16 protein-coding genes and 1 tRNA gene are annotated in these 16,685 nt (G+C 74.2%); 5 read left to right on the top strand and 12 right to left on the bottom strand.

All coding sequences use genetic code 11. From position 1 onward, the window contains the following. Positions 1–103: 103 nt before the first annotated feature. The 3 genes from ACGBYP_RS03025 to ACGBYP_RS03035 all read right to left on the bottom strand — a co-directional run bounded on the left by ACGBYP_RS03025 (position 104) and on the right by ACGBYP_RS03035 (position 872). Positions 104–319, bottom strand: a complete 216-nt coding sequence (locus ACGBYP_RS03025) for a hypothetical protein (RefSeq protein ID WP_411581782.1) — start codon at positions 317–319, stop codon at positions 104–106. A 233-nt stretch (positions 320–552) separates the two neighbouring features. Further along, positions 553–626, bottom strand: a tRNA-Ile gene (locus ACGBYP_RS03030). A 51-nt stretch (positions 627–677) separates the two neighbouring features. After that, positions 678–872 carry a hypothetical protein gene (locus ACGBYP_RS03035; RefSeq protein WP_411581783.1) on the bottom strand — a complete coding sequence of 65 codons (195 nt, stop codon included), beginning with the start codon at positions 870–872 and terminating at the stop codon, positions 678–680. 375 nt (positions 873–1,247) lie between these two features. On the opposite strand from ACGBYP_RS03035, the gene ACGBYP_RS03040 reads away from it, so the two are divergent. Continuing rightward, positions 1,248–1,715, top strand: a complete 468-nt coding sequence (locus ACGBYP_RS03040) for a DUF3145 domain-containing protein (RefSeq protein WP_411581784.1) — start codon at positions 1,248–1,250, stop codon at positions 1,713–1,715. 248 nt (positions 1,716–1,963) lie between these two features. On the opposite strand, the gene ACGBYP_RS03045 is transcribed toward ACGBYP_RS03040, so the two are convergent. From ACGBYP_RS03045 to ACGBYP_RS03070, 6 genes are all read right to left on the bottom strand, one after another. Beyond that, positions 1,964–3,376, bottom strand: coding sequence for an acyl-CoA carboxylase subunit beta (locus ACGBYP_RS03045; protein ID WP_411581785.1), 1,413 nt, complete (start codon positions 3,374–3,376; stop codon positions 1,964–1,966). Between the two features lie 46 nt (positions 3,377–3,422). After that, the gene (locus tag ACGBYP_RS03050) at positions 3,423–4,664 is read right to left on the bottom strand and encodes a beta-ketoacyl-[acyl-carrier-protein] synthase family protein (protein ID WP_411581786.1); all 1,242 of its coding nucleotides are present in this window, start codon (positions 4,662–4,664) and stop codon (positions 3,423–3,425) included. Between the two features lie 116 nt (positions 4,665–4,780). Beyond that, positions 4,781–5,026, bottom strand: coding sequence for an acyl carrier protein (locus ACGBYP_RS03055; protein WP_110551396.1), 246 nt, complete (start codon positions 5,024–5,026; stop codon positions 4,781–4,783). Positions 5,027–5,141: 115 nt separating this feature from the next. Further along, on the bottom strand, positions 5,142–6,110 hold the full coding sequence (locus tag ACGBYP_RS03060) for a beta-ketoacyl-ACP synthase III (protein ID WP_411581787.1): 969 nt from the start codon (positions 6,108–6,110) through the stop codon (positions 5,142–5,144). Further along, positions 6,107–7,357: an acyltransferase domain-containing protein gene (locus ACGBYP_RS03065; protein ID WP_411581788.1), complete on the bottom strand. Its 1,251-nt coding sequence runs from the start codon at positions 7,355–7,357 to the stop codon at positions 6,107–6,109. The genes ACGBYP_RS03060 and ACGBYP_RS03065 overlap by 4 nt, the downstream gene beginning before the upstream one ends. 98 nt (positions 7,358–7,455) lie before the next feature. After that, the gene (locus ACGBYP_RS03070) at positions 7,456–8,643 is read right to left on the bottom strand and encodes a PucR family transcriptional regulator (protein WP_411581789.1); all 1,188 of its coding nucleotides are present in this window, start codon (positions 8,641–8,643) and stop codon (positions 7,456–7,458) included. Positions 8,644–8,738: 95 nt separating this feature from the next. On the opposite strand from ACGBYP_RS03070, the gene ACGBYP_RS03075 reads away from it, so the two are divergent. After that, positions 8,739–9,335: a phosphatase PAP2 family protein gene (locus tag ACGBYP_RS03075; protein ID WP_411581790.1), complete on the top strand. Its 597-nt coding sequence runs from the start codon at positions 8,739–8,741 to the stop codon at positions 9,333–9,335. Continuing rightward, the gene (locus tag ACGBYP_RS03080; protein ID WP_411581791.1) at positions 9,332–9,850 is read left to right on the top strand and encodes a pirin family protein; all 519 of its coding nucleotides are present in this window, start codon (positions 9,332–9,334) and stop codon (positions 9,848–9,850) included. Before ACGBYP_RS03075 ends, ACGBYP_RS03080 begins: the two co-directional genes overlap by 4 nt. On the opposite strand, the gene ACGBYP_RS03085 is transcribed toward ACGBYP_RS03080, so the two are convergent. Then, positions 9,839–10,438, bottom strand: a complete 600-nt coding sequence (locus ACGBYP_RS03085; RefSeq protein ID WP_411581792.1) for a maleylpyruvate isomerase N-terminal domain-containing protein — start codon at positions 10,436–10,438, stop codon at positions 9,839–9,841. The two genes, ACGBYP_RS03080 and ACGBYP_RS03085, sit on opposite strands and share 12 nt — an antisense overlap. Positions 10,439–10,493: 55 nt before the next feature. Between ACGBYP_RS03085 and ACGBYP_RS03090 the strand changes: the two genes are divergently transcribed. Then, positions 10,494–11,705 carry a M20 metallopeptidase family protein gene (locus ACGBYP_RS03090; protein ID WP_411581793.1) on the top strand — a complete coding sequence of 404 codons (1,212 nt, stop codon included), beginning with the start codon at positions 10,494–10,496 and terminating at the stop codon, positions 11,703–11,705. 106 nt (positions 11,706–11,811) lie between these two features. Here ACGBYP_RS03090 and ACGBYP_RS03095 read toward each other — a convergent pair whose 3' ends face one another. Both ACGBYP_RS03095 and aceE read right to left on the bottom strand, forming a co-directional pair. Next, complete coding sequence (locus tag ACGBYP_RS03095; protein ID WP_411581794.1) at positions 11,812–12,825, bottom strand: hypothetical protein; 1,014 nt, start codon at positions 12,823–12,825, stop codon at positions 11,812–11,814. 232 nt (positions 12,826–13,057) lie between these two features. Further along, complete coding sequence (gene aceE / locus ACGBYP_RS03100) at positions 13,058–15,868, bottom strand: pyruvate dehydrogenase (acetyl-transferring), homodimeric type (protein WP_411581795.1); 2,811 nt, start codon at positions 15,866–15,868, stop codon at positions 13,058–13,060. A 373-nt stretch (positions 15,869–16,241) separates the two neighbouring features. Between aceE and ACGBYP_RS03105 the strand changes: the two genes are divergently transcribed. Further along, positions 16,242–16,667, top strand: a complete 426-nt coding sequence (locus ACGBYP_RS03105; RefSeq protein WP_411581796.1) for a DUF3052 domain-containing protein — start codon at positions 16,242–16,244, stop codon at positions 16,665–16,667. The last annotated feature ends 18 nt before the right edge of the window (positions 16,668–16,685 follow it).

Here is a 16,685-nt window from a genome sequence, read left to right on the forward strand (position 1 = left end):
TCGACGGCAGGCGCCCCGACAGCCGGCGGGCTCACCCCGGTCGGACGGCGTCGGACGCAGGGCGGCTCAGCGAGTCGCCGGCTGCACCGCGCACGGGAACGCCTCATCCCTCCCGGTCGAGCCCCAGCGGGTGGGCATCCAGCCGGGCGCGCTCGAAGGTCCTGCGGATCTCTTCCCGCTGATCGGCGCTGGTCCGCAGCGGACTGCGGGTCTTCAGCAGCCTGGCGCTGGGGCGAGCCGCAGCGACGATCTCCTGTGCGACGAGTCCGACCGCGAGGACGACCTCCAGGTCGGGGTGGAGGGCGATCGCGCGGCTCACCTACTTGCGTCCCCGATGTCGTGCCCGCGGGGGAAGGCGAGTCCGCCCTCCTCGACGACGAGGATGCGGGCGGTCAGGGCGTCGTGAGCGGCATGGCTGTACGCGACCCCGCCCGGGAAGGAAGCGGCGGCCTCACCGGCCAGAGGTTGATCGCGTCGGTCATGGCGCGCAGGGTGTCACCTCGGTCGACGTCAGCCGCTCCCGGGCACCCGGCCGCGGGGGCGGTCTTGATGTGGGGCGGGTGGGGCTCGAACCCACGACCCAGGGATTATGAGTCCCATGCTCTGACCGGCTGAGCTACCGCCCCTCACGCCGTTGACCTGCCGCGGCGGACCCGGGCAGCCTACCGAGCCCCCGATCAGCCAGTGGCGGTGACGGCCAGGTCGTCCCAGCGCGTGGCCAGGCCCGAGGCGCCCATCGCGAAGCCGGCCAGCGTCGCGGTCTGGTCGGCGGTCGCGGTGGTCACCTGGGCGACCTGGGCCCCGTTCGCGAACGCGGTGATCGTGCTGCCCGCGGCCGTGACCCGCAGCCGCTGGCCGGCCGTCGGGAGCACCCCGCCGGTGGTGGAGGTCAGCCCCGACGGTGTTCACTGGCCCTCCTCCGGAGGTGGGGCGACCCGAGTGGCCGGCGAGGGCCGGGCCGACAGGTGGACGATCTGGGGCGGATCCGTCCACGTGTCGCGTCAAGATCGTCGCTGAGCAGCGGAGATGACCCCAGTGCTGGACCCCTGGAGCCCCAGACGTCTCATCCACATCAACTCGGGCTGGCGCGACGGGGTCACGATCCGGCAAACTCAGCACCGGTCGCTCTGAGAGCCGCCGACGTACGAGAGCAGTCCACCGCGCGACAGGTCCGTTGGGGAAGACGGAGTCAGTCGAGTCGATGGAGGTGCGCCGTGCAGCGACGGTCAACCCAGGGTGTTGTCTTCGTGCACTCGTGCCCGAAGGCCCTCTGCCAGCATGTCGAATGGGCGCTCGAGCGCGTCGTCGGCGCGCCGGTGTCCCTGTCATGGGCTGACCAGCCCATGGCGCACGGTGCCTACCGTGCCGAGGTCGCCTGGACGGGCGCCCCCGGTACCGGGGCGAAGCTGGTCGCTGCCCTCAAGCAGTGGCCGATGCTGCGCTTCGAGGTCACCGAGGAGGCCAGCCACGGCAACGACGGCGAGCGCATGTCCTACGTGCCCGGCCGCGGTGTGCACCGCTCCCCGGTGAGCGCCAACGGCGACCTCGTCATCAGCGAGCAGCAGCTCCGCCACCTGGCCGCCACCGCCGGCTCGGTCGAGGCGTTCCGCCACGGCGTCGACACGCTGCTGGGCGCCGCCTGGGACGAGGACCTCGAGGCCTACCGCCACGCCGGCGACGCCGCCCCCGTCACCTGGCTGCACCAGGTCGTGTGAAGAAGGACCCCGCTGCCGCCCGGGCTTCGCAGGCTCAGCCCGGGCCCCTGCAGCGGGGCCGTACGTCCGCACGCTGCAGCGGACGACCGGCACCACGGACTGCGGCCCGGCCCCCTCCGCAGAGGGGCCGGGCCGCGTTGCGTTCGAGGCGGGCTCGTCGCCGTCCTGGCTCACCGTGCCTGCTCCTGGCTCACCGCCGGAGGTGAGCCAGGAGCACGCACGATCAGGTCAGCTGATCCCGGCGGGGGTCAGAGCGGGATGTTGCCGTGCGCGCCGCGGCCGGACGGCGCCTCGGCCAGGGCGGCCACCAGCCGGCGCTTGGTCTCGGTCGGGTCGACGACCTCGTCCACCACGCCGATCTCCTGGGCCTTGGCGACACCGCCGGCGATCTTCTCGTGCTCGGCGGCCAGCTGCGCGTGCAGCGCCTCCCGCTCACCCGGCAGCGCGGCGGCCAGCTTCTTGCGGTGCAGGATGCCGACCGCGGCCTTGGCGCCCATGACGGCCACCTCGGCGCCGGGCCAGGCGAACACCGCGGTGGCGCCGAGCGAGCGGGCGTTCATCGCGATGTAGGCGCCGCCGTAGGACTTGCGGGTCACCAGCGTCACCCGCGGGACGACGGCCTCGGCGAAGGCGTGCAGCAGCTTGGCGCCGCGGCGCACGACGCCGTCCCACTCCTGGCCCACGCCGGGCAGGTAGCCGGGGACGTCGACCAGCACGACCAGCGGCACCCCGAACGCGTCGCACATGCGCACGAACCGGGCCGCCTTCTCCGCCGACGCGGAGTCCAGGCAGCCGCCCAGCCGCAGCGGGTTGTTGGCCACGACGCCCACGGTGCGACCGGCGAGCCGGCCCAGCGTGGTGACGACGTTCGGCGCGAACCGCGGGTGCAGCTCCAGGCCATGGCCGTCCAGCAGCTGGGCGACCAGCGGCTTGACGTCGTAGGCGCGGTTGCGCTGCTCGGGCAGCAGGCTCATCAGGTCGACGGCCGGCTCGCCCTCGGCGGGGGCGAAGCTGCCCTGGGCGGCGAGCAGGTCGACCGCCGTCCGGGCCGTCTCCAGCGCCTCGGCCTCGCTCTCGGTCACCACGTGGACGACGCCGGAGCGGCGGCCGTGGGTGTCGGGGCCGCCGAGCTGCTCCTGGTCGACGTTCTCGCCGGTGACCGAGCGGACGACGTCCGGGCCGGTCACGAAGACCCGCCCCGCCGGGCTCATGATCACCAGGTCGGTCAGCGCCGGCCCGTAGGCCGCGCCGCCGGCGGCCGCACCCAGGACGACGGAGATCTGCGGGATGCGGCCCGAGGCGCGCACCATCGCGGCGAACACCTCACCGACCGCGTGCAGGGCCACGACCCCCTCGGCCAGCCGGGCACCGCCCGAGTGCCAGATGCCGACGACCGGCACCCGCTCGCGCAGCGCCGCGTCGATGGCGTCGACGATGTGCCGGCAGCCGTCGAGGCCCATCGCCCCGCCCATGATCGTGGCGTCGGTGCAGTAGGCGATGGTCGGCGAACCGGCCACGGTGCCGCGGGCGGCCAGGACACCGGAGGTGTCCCGGGCGGCCAGCAGCTGCAGCGAGCCCGGGTCGAAGAACTGCGCGAGCCGGTGCTCGGGGTCCCGCGGGTCGACGGTCGGGGCGGGCGGGTCGGCGTGCACGGTGGTCACGAGCAGCTCCTCGGAGCGGGGATGAGGGGTGGGGCGGGGTCCTTCGTCAGGCCTTGGTGAACACCACGGCCATGTTGTGGCCGCCGAAGCCGAAGGAGTCGTTGAGGACGGCGTCGAAGGTCGCCTTGCGCGGCTCGCCGCGGACGATGTCCAGCGCCTGCACGGCCGGGTTGTCGTCGAGGTCCTCGATGTTCGCGGTCGCCGGCACGACCTGGTCGCGCAGCGCGAGGATCGCGAACACCGACTCCAGCGCACCGGCGGCACCGAGCAGGTGGCCGGTCTGGCTCTTCGTGGCGGTGACCAGCGTGTGGTCGCCGATCGCCTCGTGGATCGCGGTGGCCTCGGCGGTGTCGCCGAGCGGCGTGGAGGTGGCGTGGGCGTTGACGTGGCCGATGTCGGACGCGCTGAGCCCGGCGTCCCGGATGGCCGCGCCGATCGCGCGGGCCGCGCCCTCGCCCTCGGGGTGCGGGGCGACCAGGTCGTAGCCGTCGGCGGTGCCGCCGGCGCCGGCGAGGCGGGCGTAGACCTTCGCGCCGCGGGCCTCGGCGGCGTCGGCGCGCTCGAGCACGAGCGCGGCCGCGCCCTCGCCGAGCACGAAGCCGTCGCGGCCCTTGTCGAAGGGCCGGGAGGCGTGCTCGGGGTCGTCGTTGCGGGTGCTCATGGCGCGCATGGCGGCGAAGCCGGCCATGGGGAGGGGGTGGACGCAGGCCTCGGTGCCACCGACGACGACCATGTCGGCCCGGCCCAGGCGCAGCAGGTCCAGGCCCCAGCGGATGGCCTCCGCGCCCGAGGCGCAGGCGCTCACCGGGGCGTGCACGCCGGCCTTGGCGCCGACGGCCAGACCGACGGCGGCGGCCGGCCCGTTGGGCATGAGCATCGGGATGGTGAAGGGGGAGACCCGCTTGGGGCCCTTCTCCTCCAGGACGTCGTCCTGGCCGAGCAGGGTCAGCGCGCCGCCGATGCCGGTGCCGAAGACGACGGCGATCCGCTCGGGGGCGACGCCGGAGTCGGCGCCGGCGGCGTCGCGCCAGGCCTCCTCGGCGGCGACGACGGCGACCTGCTGGCTACGGTCGAGCCGGCGGATGCGCACCCGGTCGAGGGTGTCGCCGGGCTCGCTGGCGAGCCGGGCCACCAGCTGGGCGGGGAACTCCTTGACCCAGTCGTCGGTGATCCGGCTGACCCCGGACCGGCCGGCCAGCAGTGCCTCCCAGGTGGAGGGCACGTCCCCACCGAGGGGCGTGGTGGCGCCGAGCCCGGTGACGACGACGTCGGCGGTGGGCGTGCTCATGAGGACGTTCCTTCCTGGGACTGTCTGGCCGGACGGCCGGGGGAGAGCTCGTATGGCCCCGTCGTAGGGACCCAGGGCGTGCGGAGCGCGTCCTGGGGGGCGACGGGGTCCTTCGATCAGCCCTGGTTCTTCTCGATGTAGGACATGGCGTCGCCGACGGTCTTGATGTTGGCGAGCTCGTCGTCCGGGATCGCGACGCCGAACTTGTCCTCGACCGCGGTGGCGATCTCGACCATGGACAGCGAGTCGACGTCCAGGTCGTCGGTGAAGGACTTCTCCGGGGTGGCGTCGGCGGGGGTCACGCCGGCCACCTCCTCCAGGATCTCGGCGAGACCGGCCTGGATGTCTGCGGTGCTGGGCACGCGGGGTCCTCTCTCTGGCGGGGGTGACGGCGTCCCGGGTGGGGGCGTCGTCGTCCGGGACGGGTGTCCCGGCAGTCGTGGGGTGGGCGCGCCCCGGGAGGCGGCGGCCCGGGCCTCAGGGGAGGCGGAGCACCTGGCCGGCGAAGGTCAGCCCGGCGCCGTAGCCGAGGACGAGCACCAGGTCGCCCGACTCGGCCTCGCCGGACTCCTGCAGCGCGGTGAGCGCCAGCGGGATCGAGGCGGCCGACGTGTTGCCGGACTGGACGATGTCGCGGGCGATGACGGTGCTCTCGGGCAGGCCCAGCTTCTTCGCCATCGACTCGATGATCCGGAGGTTGGCCTGGTGCGGGGCGAAGACGTCGATGTCGGCGGCCGTGACGCCGGCCCGCTCCATCGCCTGCAGGAGCGTGTCGGTGAGCTTGGTGGTCGCCCAGCGGTACACCGCCTGACCGGCCATGGTCATCGTCGAGCGGCCCGCGGCGATCTCGATGGCGTTGTACTGGTCGCCGTCGCTGCCCCACACGGCCGGGCCGATGCCGGGCTCGTCGGAGGCGCCGACCACGGCGGCACCGGCGCCGTCGGCGAAGATCACCGCGGTGGTGCGGTCGGTCAGGTCGGTGACGTCGGTGAGCCGCTCGACCCCGACGACGAGCACGTTGCGGGAGTCGCCGGTGCGGATGGCGTCGCTGGCCATGCCGAGGGCGTAGCAGAACCCGGCGCAGCCGGCGTTGAGGTCGAAGGCGCCCGGGCGGGGGATGCCCAGCCGGTGGGCGACCTGCGGGCCGATGCCCGGGATGGGCGCGCGCAGGCTGGCGCTGGCCACGATCACCAGGTCGACGTCCTCGGGGGCCAGGCCGCTGGCCGCCAGCGCCTTGCCGCCGGCGGCGACGGCCATCTCGACCAGCGTCTCGTCCTCCGACGCCCAGCGGCGCTCGGCGATGCCGACGCGGGTCTGGATCCACTCGTCGTTGGTGTCCATCATCGTGGCGAGCTCGTCGTTGGTGACCCGGCGGCGCGGCCGGTACGAGCCCAGGCCGAGGATCTGCGCGCCGGGGGCTCCCTTGCGCAGCGTGATGGCGGTCATTGCGACACCTCCGGGTAGAGACGGGCGAGCGGATCTCCGGCGTCGACGAGGTCGCCGTCCTGCACGAGCCACTCGGCCAGCACGCCGTCGTACCCGGCGGAGACGTCGACCTCCTCGCGGCGGCTGCGGATGCGGCCCAGCGGCGTGCCGGCCGGCACCCGGGTGCCCTCGGGCACCTCGGCCGGGACGACGGTGCCGCGGGCGGGGGCGACGACCACGCGCCAGTCGGGGGCGTGCTCGGCCTCGGCGCGGCCGCGCTCGGCGGCGATGAGCTCGCGGGCGCGCTCCAGCTCGGCGGGGCCGGTGAGCGCCAGCACCTCGATGCCGGCGCCCTTCCACTCGCGCTTGGCCAGGCCGGCCAGCGCGCCGGCCGGGGGCAGCTCGAGCACGGCCGTGACGCCGAGGTCGCGCAGGGTGGCCAGGCACGCGTCGAAGCGCACCGGGCTGGTGACCTGGCTGACCAGCCGGGAGACGACCTCGGCGCCGCTGCCGACCGCGGCGCCGTCGGCGTTGGACAGCAGCAGCCGGCTCGGGTCGGCCGGGCGCAGGCCACCGACGAGCGCCTCGAGCTCCTCGCGGGCGGGCGCCATGTAGGACGTGTGGAAGGCGCCGGCGACCGACAGCGGCACGATCCGGGCCTTGGCCGGCGGGTCGGCCTTGAGCGCGGCGAGCCCGTCCAGCGAGCCGGCGGCGACGACCTGGCCGCCGCCGTTCATGTTCGCCGGCACCAGCCCGTGTCGCTCGATCGCGGCGAGCACCTCGTCGGCGTCGCCGCCCAGGACGGCGGACATGCCGGTGGGCGTCTGCGCGCAGGCGCGGGCCATCGCCCGGCCGCGGACGGCGGTCAGCGCGATCGCGGCCTCGACCGACAGCACGCCGGCCAGGGCGGCGGCGGTGAGCTCGCCGACGCTGTGGCCGGTGATCACGACGTCGCGGCCGGCCTGCGGCGAGTGCACGACCGGGCCGGGCATGCCGCCCAGCTCGCGGGCGATGAACAGGCTCATGGCGACGACCAGCGGCTGGGTGACCGCGGTGTCCTTGATGGCCTCGGCGTTCCCGGTGGTGCCGAGTTCCAGGAGGTCGGCGTCGGCGATCGCTCCGGCCCAGCGGAAGAAGGACTCGGCGCCCGGGAGGTCGAGCCACTCGGTGAGCATCCCGGGCTTCTGGGCCCCCTGACCGGGGGCGAGGACGGCGAGCACCTGTTCACCGTGCCATTCCCGCTGCGCGCGCGGGCTGGCATCGCCCACGAACAACACCCGGGGATCTTTGGAGGATCCCTACAAGGCGGACGAGGTCAACCAGCGCGGAGGGCGCGTGTCGGTGGGGGAGACCACAACTGGCCGTGTCAGTGCCACAACGACCGGTCACCCTCCAGTTGCGCCAGCGCCAGCGCCAGCTGCAGGGTCCAGGCCCCGCGCGGGTCGGTCGCGGAGTACCCGGTGAGCTCGGTGGCCCGCTTGAGCCGGTACCGCACGGTGTTGGTGTGCACGAACAGCGCGCGGGCGCTGGCCTCCAGGTTGCCGCCGGTGCCCAGCACGGTGCGCACCGTCTCCAGCACCTCGCCGCCGGCGGCCTGCAGCGGCACCGCGACCCGCTCGGACAGCGCGGCCCGGGCCAGCGGGTCGCCGTCCAGGGCGCGCTCGGGCAGCAGGTCCTCGGCGTCCACCGGGCGCGGCGCGTCGGGCCAGGCGGCCGCGGCGCGCAGCCCGGCCAGCGCGGCGGTGGCGGACTCCCCGGCGCGGGCCAGCGACTCGACCCGCGGGCCCTGCACCACCGGGCCGGGCCCGAACTCCCGGCACACCCGGCTGGTCACCGCGGCCGGGTCGGCGGCGCCGCCGAGGACGACGACCAGCTCGTCGGCGTGCACCCCGACCAGCACCTCGCAGCCCAGCGACCGGGCGGCCCGGCGGACGGCGGCGCGGGCGTCCTGCCCGTCGGGTGGCGCGGCTCCGACCAGCACGAACACCGGCTCGGTCTCCGCCCAGCCCAGCGCGGCGGCCCGGCCCGGCAGCTCCTCGGACCGGTCGCCGCGCACCAGGGCGTCGACGACCAGCGCCTCGAGCCGGGCGTCCCAGGCGCCGCGGTTCTCGGCGAAGCTGGCGTAGACGTGCGCGGCGGCGAAGGCGATCTCCCGGCTGAACTGCAGCACGGTCAGCCGCAGCCGGCCGGCGTCCCCGGGCTCGGCGACCTGCTCGACCCGGTCCTCGACCACCTCGACGGTCACCTTGATCAGGTCGACCGAGCGCTTGAGCGGGACGGCGTGCATCAGCTCGCGGGGAGCCGCGCCGAACACCTCTCCGGTCAGCCGTGGCGGGCGGCCGGGGTTGCGGCACCACTCGACCAGCGAGGCGATGCCGGCCTGGGCCACCAGCGTCACCCAGGAGCGCTGGGCCGCCGGCATCGCCCGGAACCAGGACAGCTCCTCGTCCATCCGGGCCACGGCCTGGGTCGCCAGAGCGCCCGAGGCCCGCTCGAGCCGGCGCAGCGTGGCCTCCGAGGGCGCGCTGTCCCCGGTCCGTCCGGCTGGTTCCATGCCCCGAGCCTGTCACGGCGGAGTCGGTCGGGGATCGTGGAGCGGTGCACACCGCCCGTCGGGGTCGGCCCGCGGCGGTCGTCGTCCTCTGCCTCGTGTTGGTCGGCCTCCTGGGCTGGGCGGTCGCGGCCGGTGCCGGTCCGGTGCTGCGGCTGGACCGGTCGGTCGGTGCGGCCCTGTACGCCGGTGACGACCGGTCCGGGCTGCGCGAGGTGGTGCTGCAGGTGGCCACCGCGCCGGGGTCGTCGGCGGTCCGGGCGGTCGTCTTCCTGTCCGTGCTGGTCTGGCTGGTGCGGCGCCGGGCGTGGCCGACCGCGGGGTGGGTGCTGGTCGCCACCGCGCTGGTGGGGCCGTTGACCACCGGGCTCAAGGAGCTGCTCGGGCGGCCGCGCCCGCAGTTCGCCGAGGGCGGTGCGGAGCTGAGCTCGCTGAGCTTCCCCAGTGGGCACGCCTCCGGGGTCGCCACGCTGGTCACCGTGGGGCTGGTGCTCGGCTGGCCGCGGCTGGCGCCGTCCGGTCGGCGGTGGGCGCTGGTCGCCGGGGTGGCGCTGGCGCTGCTCGTGGGCTGCACCCGGCTGTGGCTCGGCGTCCACTTCGCCTCCGACGTCGTCGGTGGGTGGGCGTTGGGGGTGGCCTGGTCGCTGTTGACCGCGCTTGCGTTCCGCGTGCTCCCGGGCAGGCTGTCGGGATGAGCTCACGGGTGCTGCTGGAGCCGGACGACGGGTCGCTGGGGCCGCTGCTGCGGATGGCCGACGACCGGCTCGGTGCCGACGCCGGCTACGGGCGGCACGCGCACGCCGACGTCGACGTGGTCGCGGTGCTGCTGACCGGTTCGCTGCGGCACGCCTGGGGCCGGGAGGCGGTGCTCGGGCCGGGCGACGTCGCGGTGCTGCGGGCCGGGCGCGGGATGGAGCACGACGAGGTGGCCGGCGCCGGCGGGGCGCACGTCGTCCAGACGTACCTGCGGGCGGCCGACCCGGGCGCGCAGCCGGCGCACGACGTCCTGCTGCGGCCCGCGGGGTGGGTCGACCTCGGCCGTCCCGACGCCCGGCTGTGGGTCGGTGCTGCCGGGCCCGACGTGCCGGCCGGGCTGCGGGTGGTCGTCCGCGGCGACGAGGTGCTCGTCGGGCCCGAGCCGCAGGACGGTGACCGGGTGCTGGTCTGGCAGCTGGACACCGCCCGCCCGGCCTGGGCGTCAGAGGACTGAGAGGTCCGTCGTCCGGCCGGTCGCGGCGAGCAGGAGCGCCCCGGCGTGCCCGCCGGTGACCGCGAGCTCGGCGACCAGCGACAGGGCCTCGGCCGCGGGCAGCGCGGGGACCTGCAGCGGCTCACCCAGCGCCCGGGCCAGGTCGAGGGTGTGCACCACCAGCTCGAACGTCCGGGTCGGCAGGTAGTCGGCCAGCCGCATGCCGCCGGCGATCGTGGTCAGCAGCTCGCTGCCGTCACAGCCGGCGACCACCGGCAGCACCCGCGCGGCGATCTCGTGCACCGCCGCTGCCGGTGCGTCGCCCAGCGCGGTCCCGGCCTCGCGCCCGCGTTCGGCCACCGCCGGGGAGGACGCCGCCGCGCGGGTGGCGGCGTAGTACTCGGCGGGCGAGGCCACCTCGACGGTGGCGGCGGGGCGGGCGAGGTAGCTCTCCACCGTCAGGAACGACCGGCTGGTGTGCCCGACGAGGGCGCGCACGTCCCACTCGCCCAGACCGGGCTCGGCCCACCGGGCGTCGACCCGGTCGACCGTGGAGAGGAACCAGTGGGCGGCCTCGGTGAACGATGCGCGGCTGTCGTCCCAGGACATGCCCGCGACGTTAGCGGCTCGCGCCGGTCGTGAGCGTTGCTACAGACTGTGCGACATGCCTGCCGACGCATCCGTAGCCGCTGACCTGCTCGCCGCCGCCCGCGCCGACGCCGACCGCACCGTCGAGCTCCGCCGCGCCCTGCACCGCACACCCGAGATCGGGCTGCAGCTGCCGCGCACCCAGGCGCTGATCGTGGAGGCGCTGGCCGACCTGCCGATCGAGGTCACCACCGGCACCAGCACCAGCTCGGTGGTCGGCGTGCTGCGCGGCGCCCGCCCCGGCCCCACCTACCTGCTGCGCGGGGACATGGACGCCCTGCCCGTCGCCGAGGACACGGGCCTGGACTTCGCCTCCGAGGAGCCCGGCGTCATGCACGCCTGCGGCCACGACACCCACGTGGCGATGCTCGTCGGGGCGGCCCGGCTGCTGTCCGCGCGCCGCGATCAGCTCGCCGGGCAGGTCGTGTTCATGTTCCAGCCGGGGGAGGAGGGCCACCACGGCGCCCGCTTCATGCTCGAGGAGGGGCTGCTCGACGTCGTCCCGGAGGCCCCGGTCAGCGGCGCGTTCGCGCTGCACATCTCGACCATGTTCCCGACCGGCACGATCAACGTGCGGCCGGGCTCGATGATGGCCTCGGCCGACCAGTTCACGATCACCGTGCACGGCCGCGGCGGGCACGCCTCGACCCCGCACGCGTCGGCCGACCCGGTGCCGGTGGCCGCGGAGATCGTGCTGGCGCTGCAGTCGATGGTCACCCGCCGCGTCGACGTCTTCGACCCCGCCGTCGTCACCGTCGGGCACCTGGAGGCCGGCCGGACCGACAACATCATCCCGGAGACGGCGCTGGTCCACGGCACGATCCGCACCCTGTCGGCGGAGCGGCGGGCCGACATGGTGGCCTCGGTGCAGCGGGTCGGTGAGCACGTCGCCGCCGCCCACGAGCTGCGCGGGGAGTTCGTGCGGGTCGAGGGCTACCCGGTGACCGTCAACGACGCCGCGGTCGCCGCGCAGGTCACCGAGGCCGCGGCCGTCCTGCTGGGCGAGGACGCCAGCGCCGTGATGCCGCAGCCGCTGATGGGCGCCGAGGACTTCTCCTACGTGCTCGAGCAGGTGCCCGGCGCGATGGCCTTCCTCGGCGCGCGGCTGCCCGAGCTCGACCCGGCGACCGCGCCCGGCAACCACTCCAACCTGGTGGTGTTCGACGAGGCCGCGTTCCCCGCCGGCGTCGCGATGTACGCCCTCATGGCGGTCCAGGCCCTGTCCTGACCGTGGCGGCTGCCAGACGGTGATCAGGTCACCTGATCACCGTCTGGCCTCCCGCAGCAACGTTGGTGCAGGGGGACAGACGTTGGTGCGGGGGGGACGGACGGCGTCAGCCGGCGGCGGCCCGGTGCGGCGTCCGGAGCCCGTCGTTCCACGACGTCGTCCGGTAGCCAGGGACCGCACGTCGCCCGCGCTGCAGCAGGACGCTCAGCCGCGCGACCTTCACGTGCCAGTCCACGCGGAGGTCGCCCGGCGCGACCCGCAGACCGTGCAGATCCAGGTCGAGCAGCTGGTCCTGCCGGCGCTTCTCCTCCCACAGCACCTCGGCCGGCGTGCGGCCCCGCCATGGGTCGGCGTACTTGACCATGCCGTCGCACTCCAGGAAGACGCCCTGCTCGGGCCAGTACATGTCCAGGACGGCGACCAGTCGGCCGTCGACGAGGACAGCCTGCTGCAGCAGTGGCTCGGGCAGCCCGGCGGCCGCCAGTGCGAGCCGGGTCCTCGTCTCGTGCGGTGAGTGGGCGCCCACCCGGGCTGCGCTGAACGCCCGCGCAGCGTTGCCGCAGCCGACCCAGTGGGTCTGCGCCAGTGAGGCGGTGCGCAGCTCTGCCGACGTCGTCCGGCCGTCGGCCAGCGCGTCGTCCGCGGCGACCACGGCGTCGGTGAACGACCACTCGCGCGCGACGTCGGCCAGTGTCCGGGTGACCGTGGTGACGGGCAGCCCTTCGAGCAGGACGACGTCGGTGTGGGTCAGCGAGGCCTGGCTGACCCGGTACCCGCGACCGGTGCGGAACTGCATCGGATCGGTCAGTCGCACCTCGGCGCCGGTCGACCGCGGCACGACGAGCCGGTGCAGCCGAGCAGCCGAGTCGTGGCTCACCACCACGCCAGGACGGTCCAGGCGGCGGAGCGCGGCAGCGCACTCGAGACGGTGCGTGCGCCCTTGGGCCTCGTGCCGGCGCCAGAGCTCACCAGTGGTGTAGACGCCGTACCTGATCCGCCACCAGGCCCCCGAGCGCACGAGAGGGCCGATGGCGTTGTGGTCGACGCCGGCCCCCAGGGCCTCGGCGGTGGTGAAGACGCCGGCGTGGCGTCGCATCGTGTCGACGAGCAGCGGGTGCACCCTGCCACCGTCCGCCGTCGCAGCGGTCACGGGGCCATGTGCTGCGTACCTGTGTACGGCTGTCCGCGGTGTGGACGACTGGGCACACCAGTACGTGCGGTCGTGCCACGGGCGGCGTCCTCCCGCACCAACGACTGTCCCCCTGCACCAATGCTGGTGCAGGGGGACAGATGGTGATCAGGTCACCTGATCACCATCTGGACGACGGCGAGTGGTGACCGGCCGGGGCGGGTCAGGCCTCGGGCTGCTGCTCGGGGGTGGTGGTGGTGTCGGCCGGAGCGGCCTCGACCTCACCGATCTGGTACTTCTCCACGGCCTGCCGGACGACGTCGCGCTCGATCTCGCCGCGGTTGGCCAGCGAGGCCAGCGTGCGGACGACGATCGACTCGGCGTCGACCCGGAAGTGCCGCCGCAGCGCCGGGCGGGTGTCGGACAGGCCGAACCCGTCGGTGCCCAGCGAGACCATCCCGTGCGGCATGAACGGCGAGAGCAGGTCCGGCACGGCCTTCATCCAGTCCGACACCGCCACGACCGGGCCGGGGGCGTCGGTGAGCTGCTGGGTGACGTAGGGGACCTTGGGCTCCTCGGCCGGGTGGAGCAGGTTCCACTCCTCGGCGGCGAGCGCCTCGCGGCGCAGCTCGTTCCAGGAGGTCACCGACCACACGTCGGCCGACACGTTCCAGTCCTGGGCGAGCAGCTCCTGCGCCCGCAGCGCCCACGGCACGGCCACGCCGGAGGCGAGGACCTGCGCCTTCGGGCCCTCCAGAGCCGGGCCCTCGGCGTAGCGGTACATCCCGGCCAGCAGGCCGGTGACGTCCAGGTCCGCGGGCTCGGCCGGCTGCACGTAGGGCTCGTTGTAGATCGTCAGGTAGTACATGACGTTCGGGTCGCGGTCGCCGCCCAGCGGCGCGCCCGGGTCCTCGCCGTACATCCGGCGCAGGGCGTCCTTGACGATGTGCCCGACCTCGTAGGAGAACGCGGGGTCGTAGGACACGACGGCGGGGTTGGTCTCGGCCAGCAGCAGCGAGTGGCCGTCCTCGTGCTGCAGCCCCTCGCCGTTGAGCGTCGTCCGGCCGGCGGTGGCGCCGAGCAGGAAGCCGCGGGTCATCTGGTCGGCGGCCGCCCAGAACTCGTCGGCGGTGCGCTGGAACCCGAACATCGAGTAGAAGATGTAGATCGGGATCATGGCCTCGCCGTGCGTCGCGTACGACGTGCCGGCCGCGATGAACGACGCCGACGAGCCCGCCTCGTTGATCCCCTCGTGCAGGATCTGCCCGGTCGTGGACTCCTTGTAGGCCAGCATCAGCTCGCGGTCGACCGAGGTGTAGTTCTGGCCGTGCGGGTTGTAGATCTTCTTCGTCGGGAACAGCGAGTCCAGCCCGAAGGTGCGGGCCTCGTCGGGGATCACCGGTACGAAGCGCGGGCCGAGCTCGGGGTCCTTGATGAGTTCCTTGAGCAGCCGGACGAACGCCATGGTGGTGGCGACCTCCTGCTTGCCCGACCCGCGGCGGACGACCTCGAAGGCCTTGTCGTCGGGGGCCTTGAGCTGCGCGGCCGTGTGCCGGCGGCGGGGGATCGACCCGCCCAGCGCCTGCCGCCGCTCGAGCATGTACTGCATCTCTTCGGAGTCGGCGGCGGGCTTGTAGTAGGGCGGCAGGGTCTTGTCCAGCGCCTCGTCCGGGATCGGCAGGTGCAGCCGGTCGCGGAAGGCGGCCAGGTCCTCGGCCGTCAGCTTCTTCATCTGGTGCGTGGAGTTGCGGCCCTCGAAGTGGCTGCCCAGCGTCCAGCCCTTGATCGTCTTGGCGAGGATGACCGTGGGCTGGCCCTTGTGCTCCATCGCGGCCTTGTAGGCGGCGTAGACCTTGCGGTAGTCGTGGCCACCGCGCTGCAGGTCCCAGACCTCCTTGTCGCTCAGGCCCTCGACCAGCTTGCGGGTGCGCGGGTCGCGACCGAAGAAGTGCTCGCGGACGAAGGCGCCGTCCTCGGCCTTGTAGGTCTGGTAGTCACCGTCCGGCGTGCTGTTCATCAGGTTCACCAGCGCGCCGTCGCGGTCGGCGGCCAGCAGCTTGTCCCAGCCGCGGCCCCACACGACCTTGATGACGTTCCAGCCCGCGCCGCGGAAGACCGACTCCAGCTCCTGGATGATCTTGCCGTTGCCGCGCACCGGGCCGTCGAGCCGCTGCAGGTTGCAGTTGATGACGAACGTGAGGTTGTCCAGCTCCTCACGGGCGGCCAGCCCGATCGGGCCGATCGACTCGACCTCGTCGGTCTCGCCGTCGCCCAGGAACGCCCAGACGTGCTGGTCGGAGGTGTCGGCGATGCCGCGGTCGTGCAGGTAGCGGTTGAACCGCGCCTGGTAGATCGCGTTCATCGGGCCCAGGCCCATCGAGACCGTGGGGAACTCCCAGAAGTCGGGCATCAGCCGCGGGTGCGGGTAGGACGACAGCCCGCCCCCGGAGTGGCTCACCTCCTGGCGGAAGCCGTCGAGCTGGTGCTCGTCGAGCCGGCCCTCGAGGTACCCGCGGGCATAGATGCCGGGGGAGGAGTGCCCCTGGAAGTAGATCTGGTCGCCGCCGCCGGGGTGGTCCTTGCCGCGGAAGAAGTGGTTGAAGCCCACCTCGTACAGCGACGCCGACGAGGCGTAGGAGGAGATATGGCCGCCGACGGAGATCCCGGGCCGCTGCGCGCGGTGGACCATGATCGCGGCGTTCCACCGGATGTAGGCCCGGATCCGGCGCTCGACGTCCTCGTCACCGGGGAACCAGGGCTCCTGCTCCGGCGCGATGGTGTTGATGTAGTCGGTGCTGCGCAGCGCCGGGACGCCGACCTGCTGCTCGCGGCTGCGCTCGAGCATGCGCAGCATCAGGTAGCGGGCACGGTTGCGTCCGGCGTTGTCGACGACCGCGTCGAGGGACTCGAGCCACTCCTGGGTCTCGTCCGGGTCGGTGTCCGGGAGTTGGCTCGGCCGCCCGTCGGTGATGACCGCGCGGGGGCTGCCGGTGATGCGGGCGGGGTCTCCGTCCGACTGCTGCGGTGCACTCATGCCCCCATCGTCTCCTGTCGGGGCGGCGCACGTCACGTTGCCTCGCGATCGGACCCCCAGGAAGGCCTCCGACGACCCTCGGACGGCGTCTCGCGGAGCCCCCCGGCGGCCCGTCCGGGCCGCGACAGCAGTGCGGACACCTTGCGTCGTGCCGCCGATGCCCTACGCTCCGCTGCAACGGTGGCCCGGTGAGGCCGCCCGCGACACCCGGCAGCCGCCGGGCCGAGCCGAGAAGGGGTCCCGGCCAGGCGCGTCGGCCCGGGACAGGGCACCATCCCTGCAGGACACCGCCCCGTCGCACACCGCGACGGGGCACCGTAGGAACACCGCCCGGAGCAGACCGGGCAATCGAGCACATGGAGGAACAGCAGGGATGAGCGTCGACTCGGGCAGCACCAGCATGGCTGCCCGGCTGGGGATCAAGCCGGGCATGGTCGTGCAGGAGCTCGGCTGGGACGAGGACGTCGACGAGGACCTGCGTGACTCCGTCGTCGAGCTCTCCGGCGGGGACATGGTCGACGAGGACTCCGACGAGGTGGCCGACGCCGTCCTGCTGTGGTGGCGTGAGGACGACGGCGACCTGATCGACGCCCTCGTCGACGCGATCGCCTCCCTCGCCGAGGACGGCGTGGTGTGGCTGCTGGTCCCGAAGTCCGGGCGCCCCGGCCACGTGGAGCCCGGTGACGTCACCGAGGCCGCCCCCACCGCCGGGCTGCAGCAGACCTCCAGCATCTCCGCGGCCAAGGACTGGTCGGGCATCCGGCTGGTCACCCCGAAGGCCGCCCGCTCCCGTCGTTGACGGACGGCCCCCGCGCTC

The sequence above is a fragment of the Modestobacter sp. SSW1-42 genome (assembly GCF_046635825.1).
In the GTDB taxonomy this organism is placed as follows: Bacteria; Actinomycetota; Actinomycetes; order Mycobacteriales; family Geodermatophilaceae; genus Modestobacter.

Excerpts from the sequence above, each read along its gene's own strand:
- ACGBYP_RS03050 (WP_411581786.1), bottom strand. The coding sequence starts at position 4,664 with ATGAGCACGCCCACCGCCGACGTCGTCGTCACCGGGCTCGGCGCCACC.
- ACGBYP_RS03060 (WP_411581787.1), bottom strand. The coding sequence starts at position 6,110 with ATGACCGCCATCACGCTGCGCAAGGGAGCCCCCGGCGCGCAGATCCTC.
- ACGBYP_RS03070 (WP_411581789.1), bottom strand. The coding sequence starts at position 8,643 with ATGGAACCAGCCGGACGGACCGGGGACAGCGCGCCCTCGGAGGCCACG.
- ACGBYP_RS03080 (WP_411581791.1), top strand. The coding sequence starts at position 9,332 with ATGAGCTCACGGGTGCTGCTGGAGCCGGACGACGGGTCGCTGGGGCCG.
- ACGBYP_RS03085 (WP_411581792.1), bottom strand. The coding sequence starts at position 10,438 with ATGTCCTGGGACGACAGCCGCGCATCGTTCACCGAGGCCGCCCACTGG.
- ACGBYP_RS03090 (WP_411581793.1), top strand. The coding sequence starts at position 10,494 with ATGCCTGCCGACGCATCCGTAGCCGCTGACCTGCTCGCCGCCGCCCGC.
- aceE (WP_411581795.1), bottom strand. The coding sequence starts at position 15,868 with ATGAGTGCACCGCAGCAGTCGGACGGAGACCCCGCCCGCATCACCGGC.
- ACGBYP_RS03105 (WP_411581796.1), top strand. The coding sequence starts at position 16,242 with ATGAGCGTCGACTCGGGCAGCACCAGCATGGCTGCCCGGCTGGGGATC.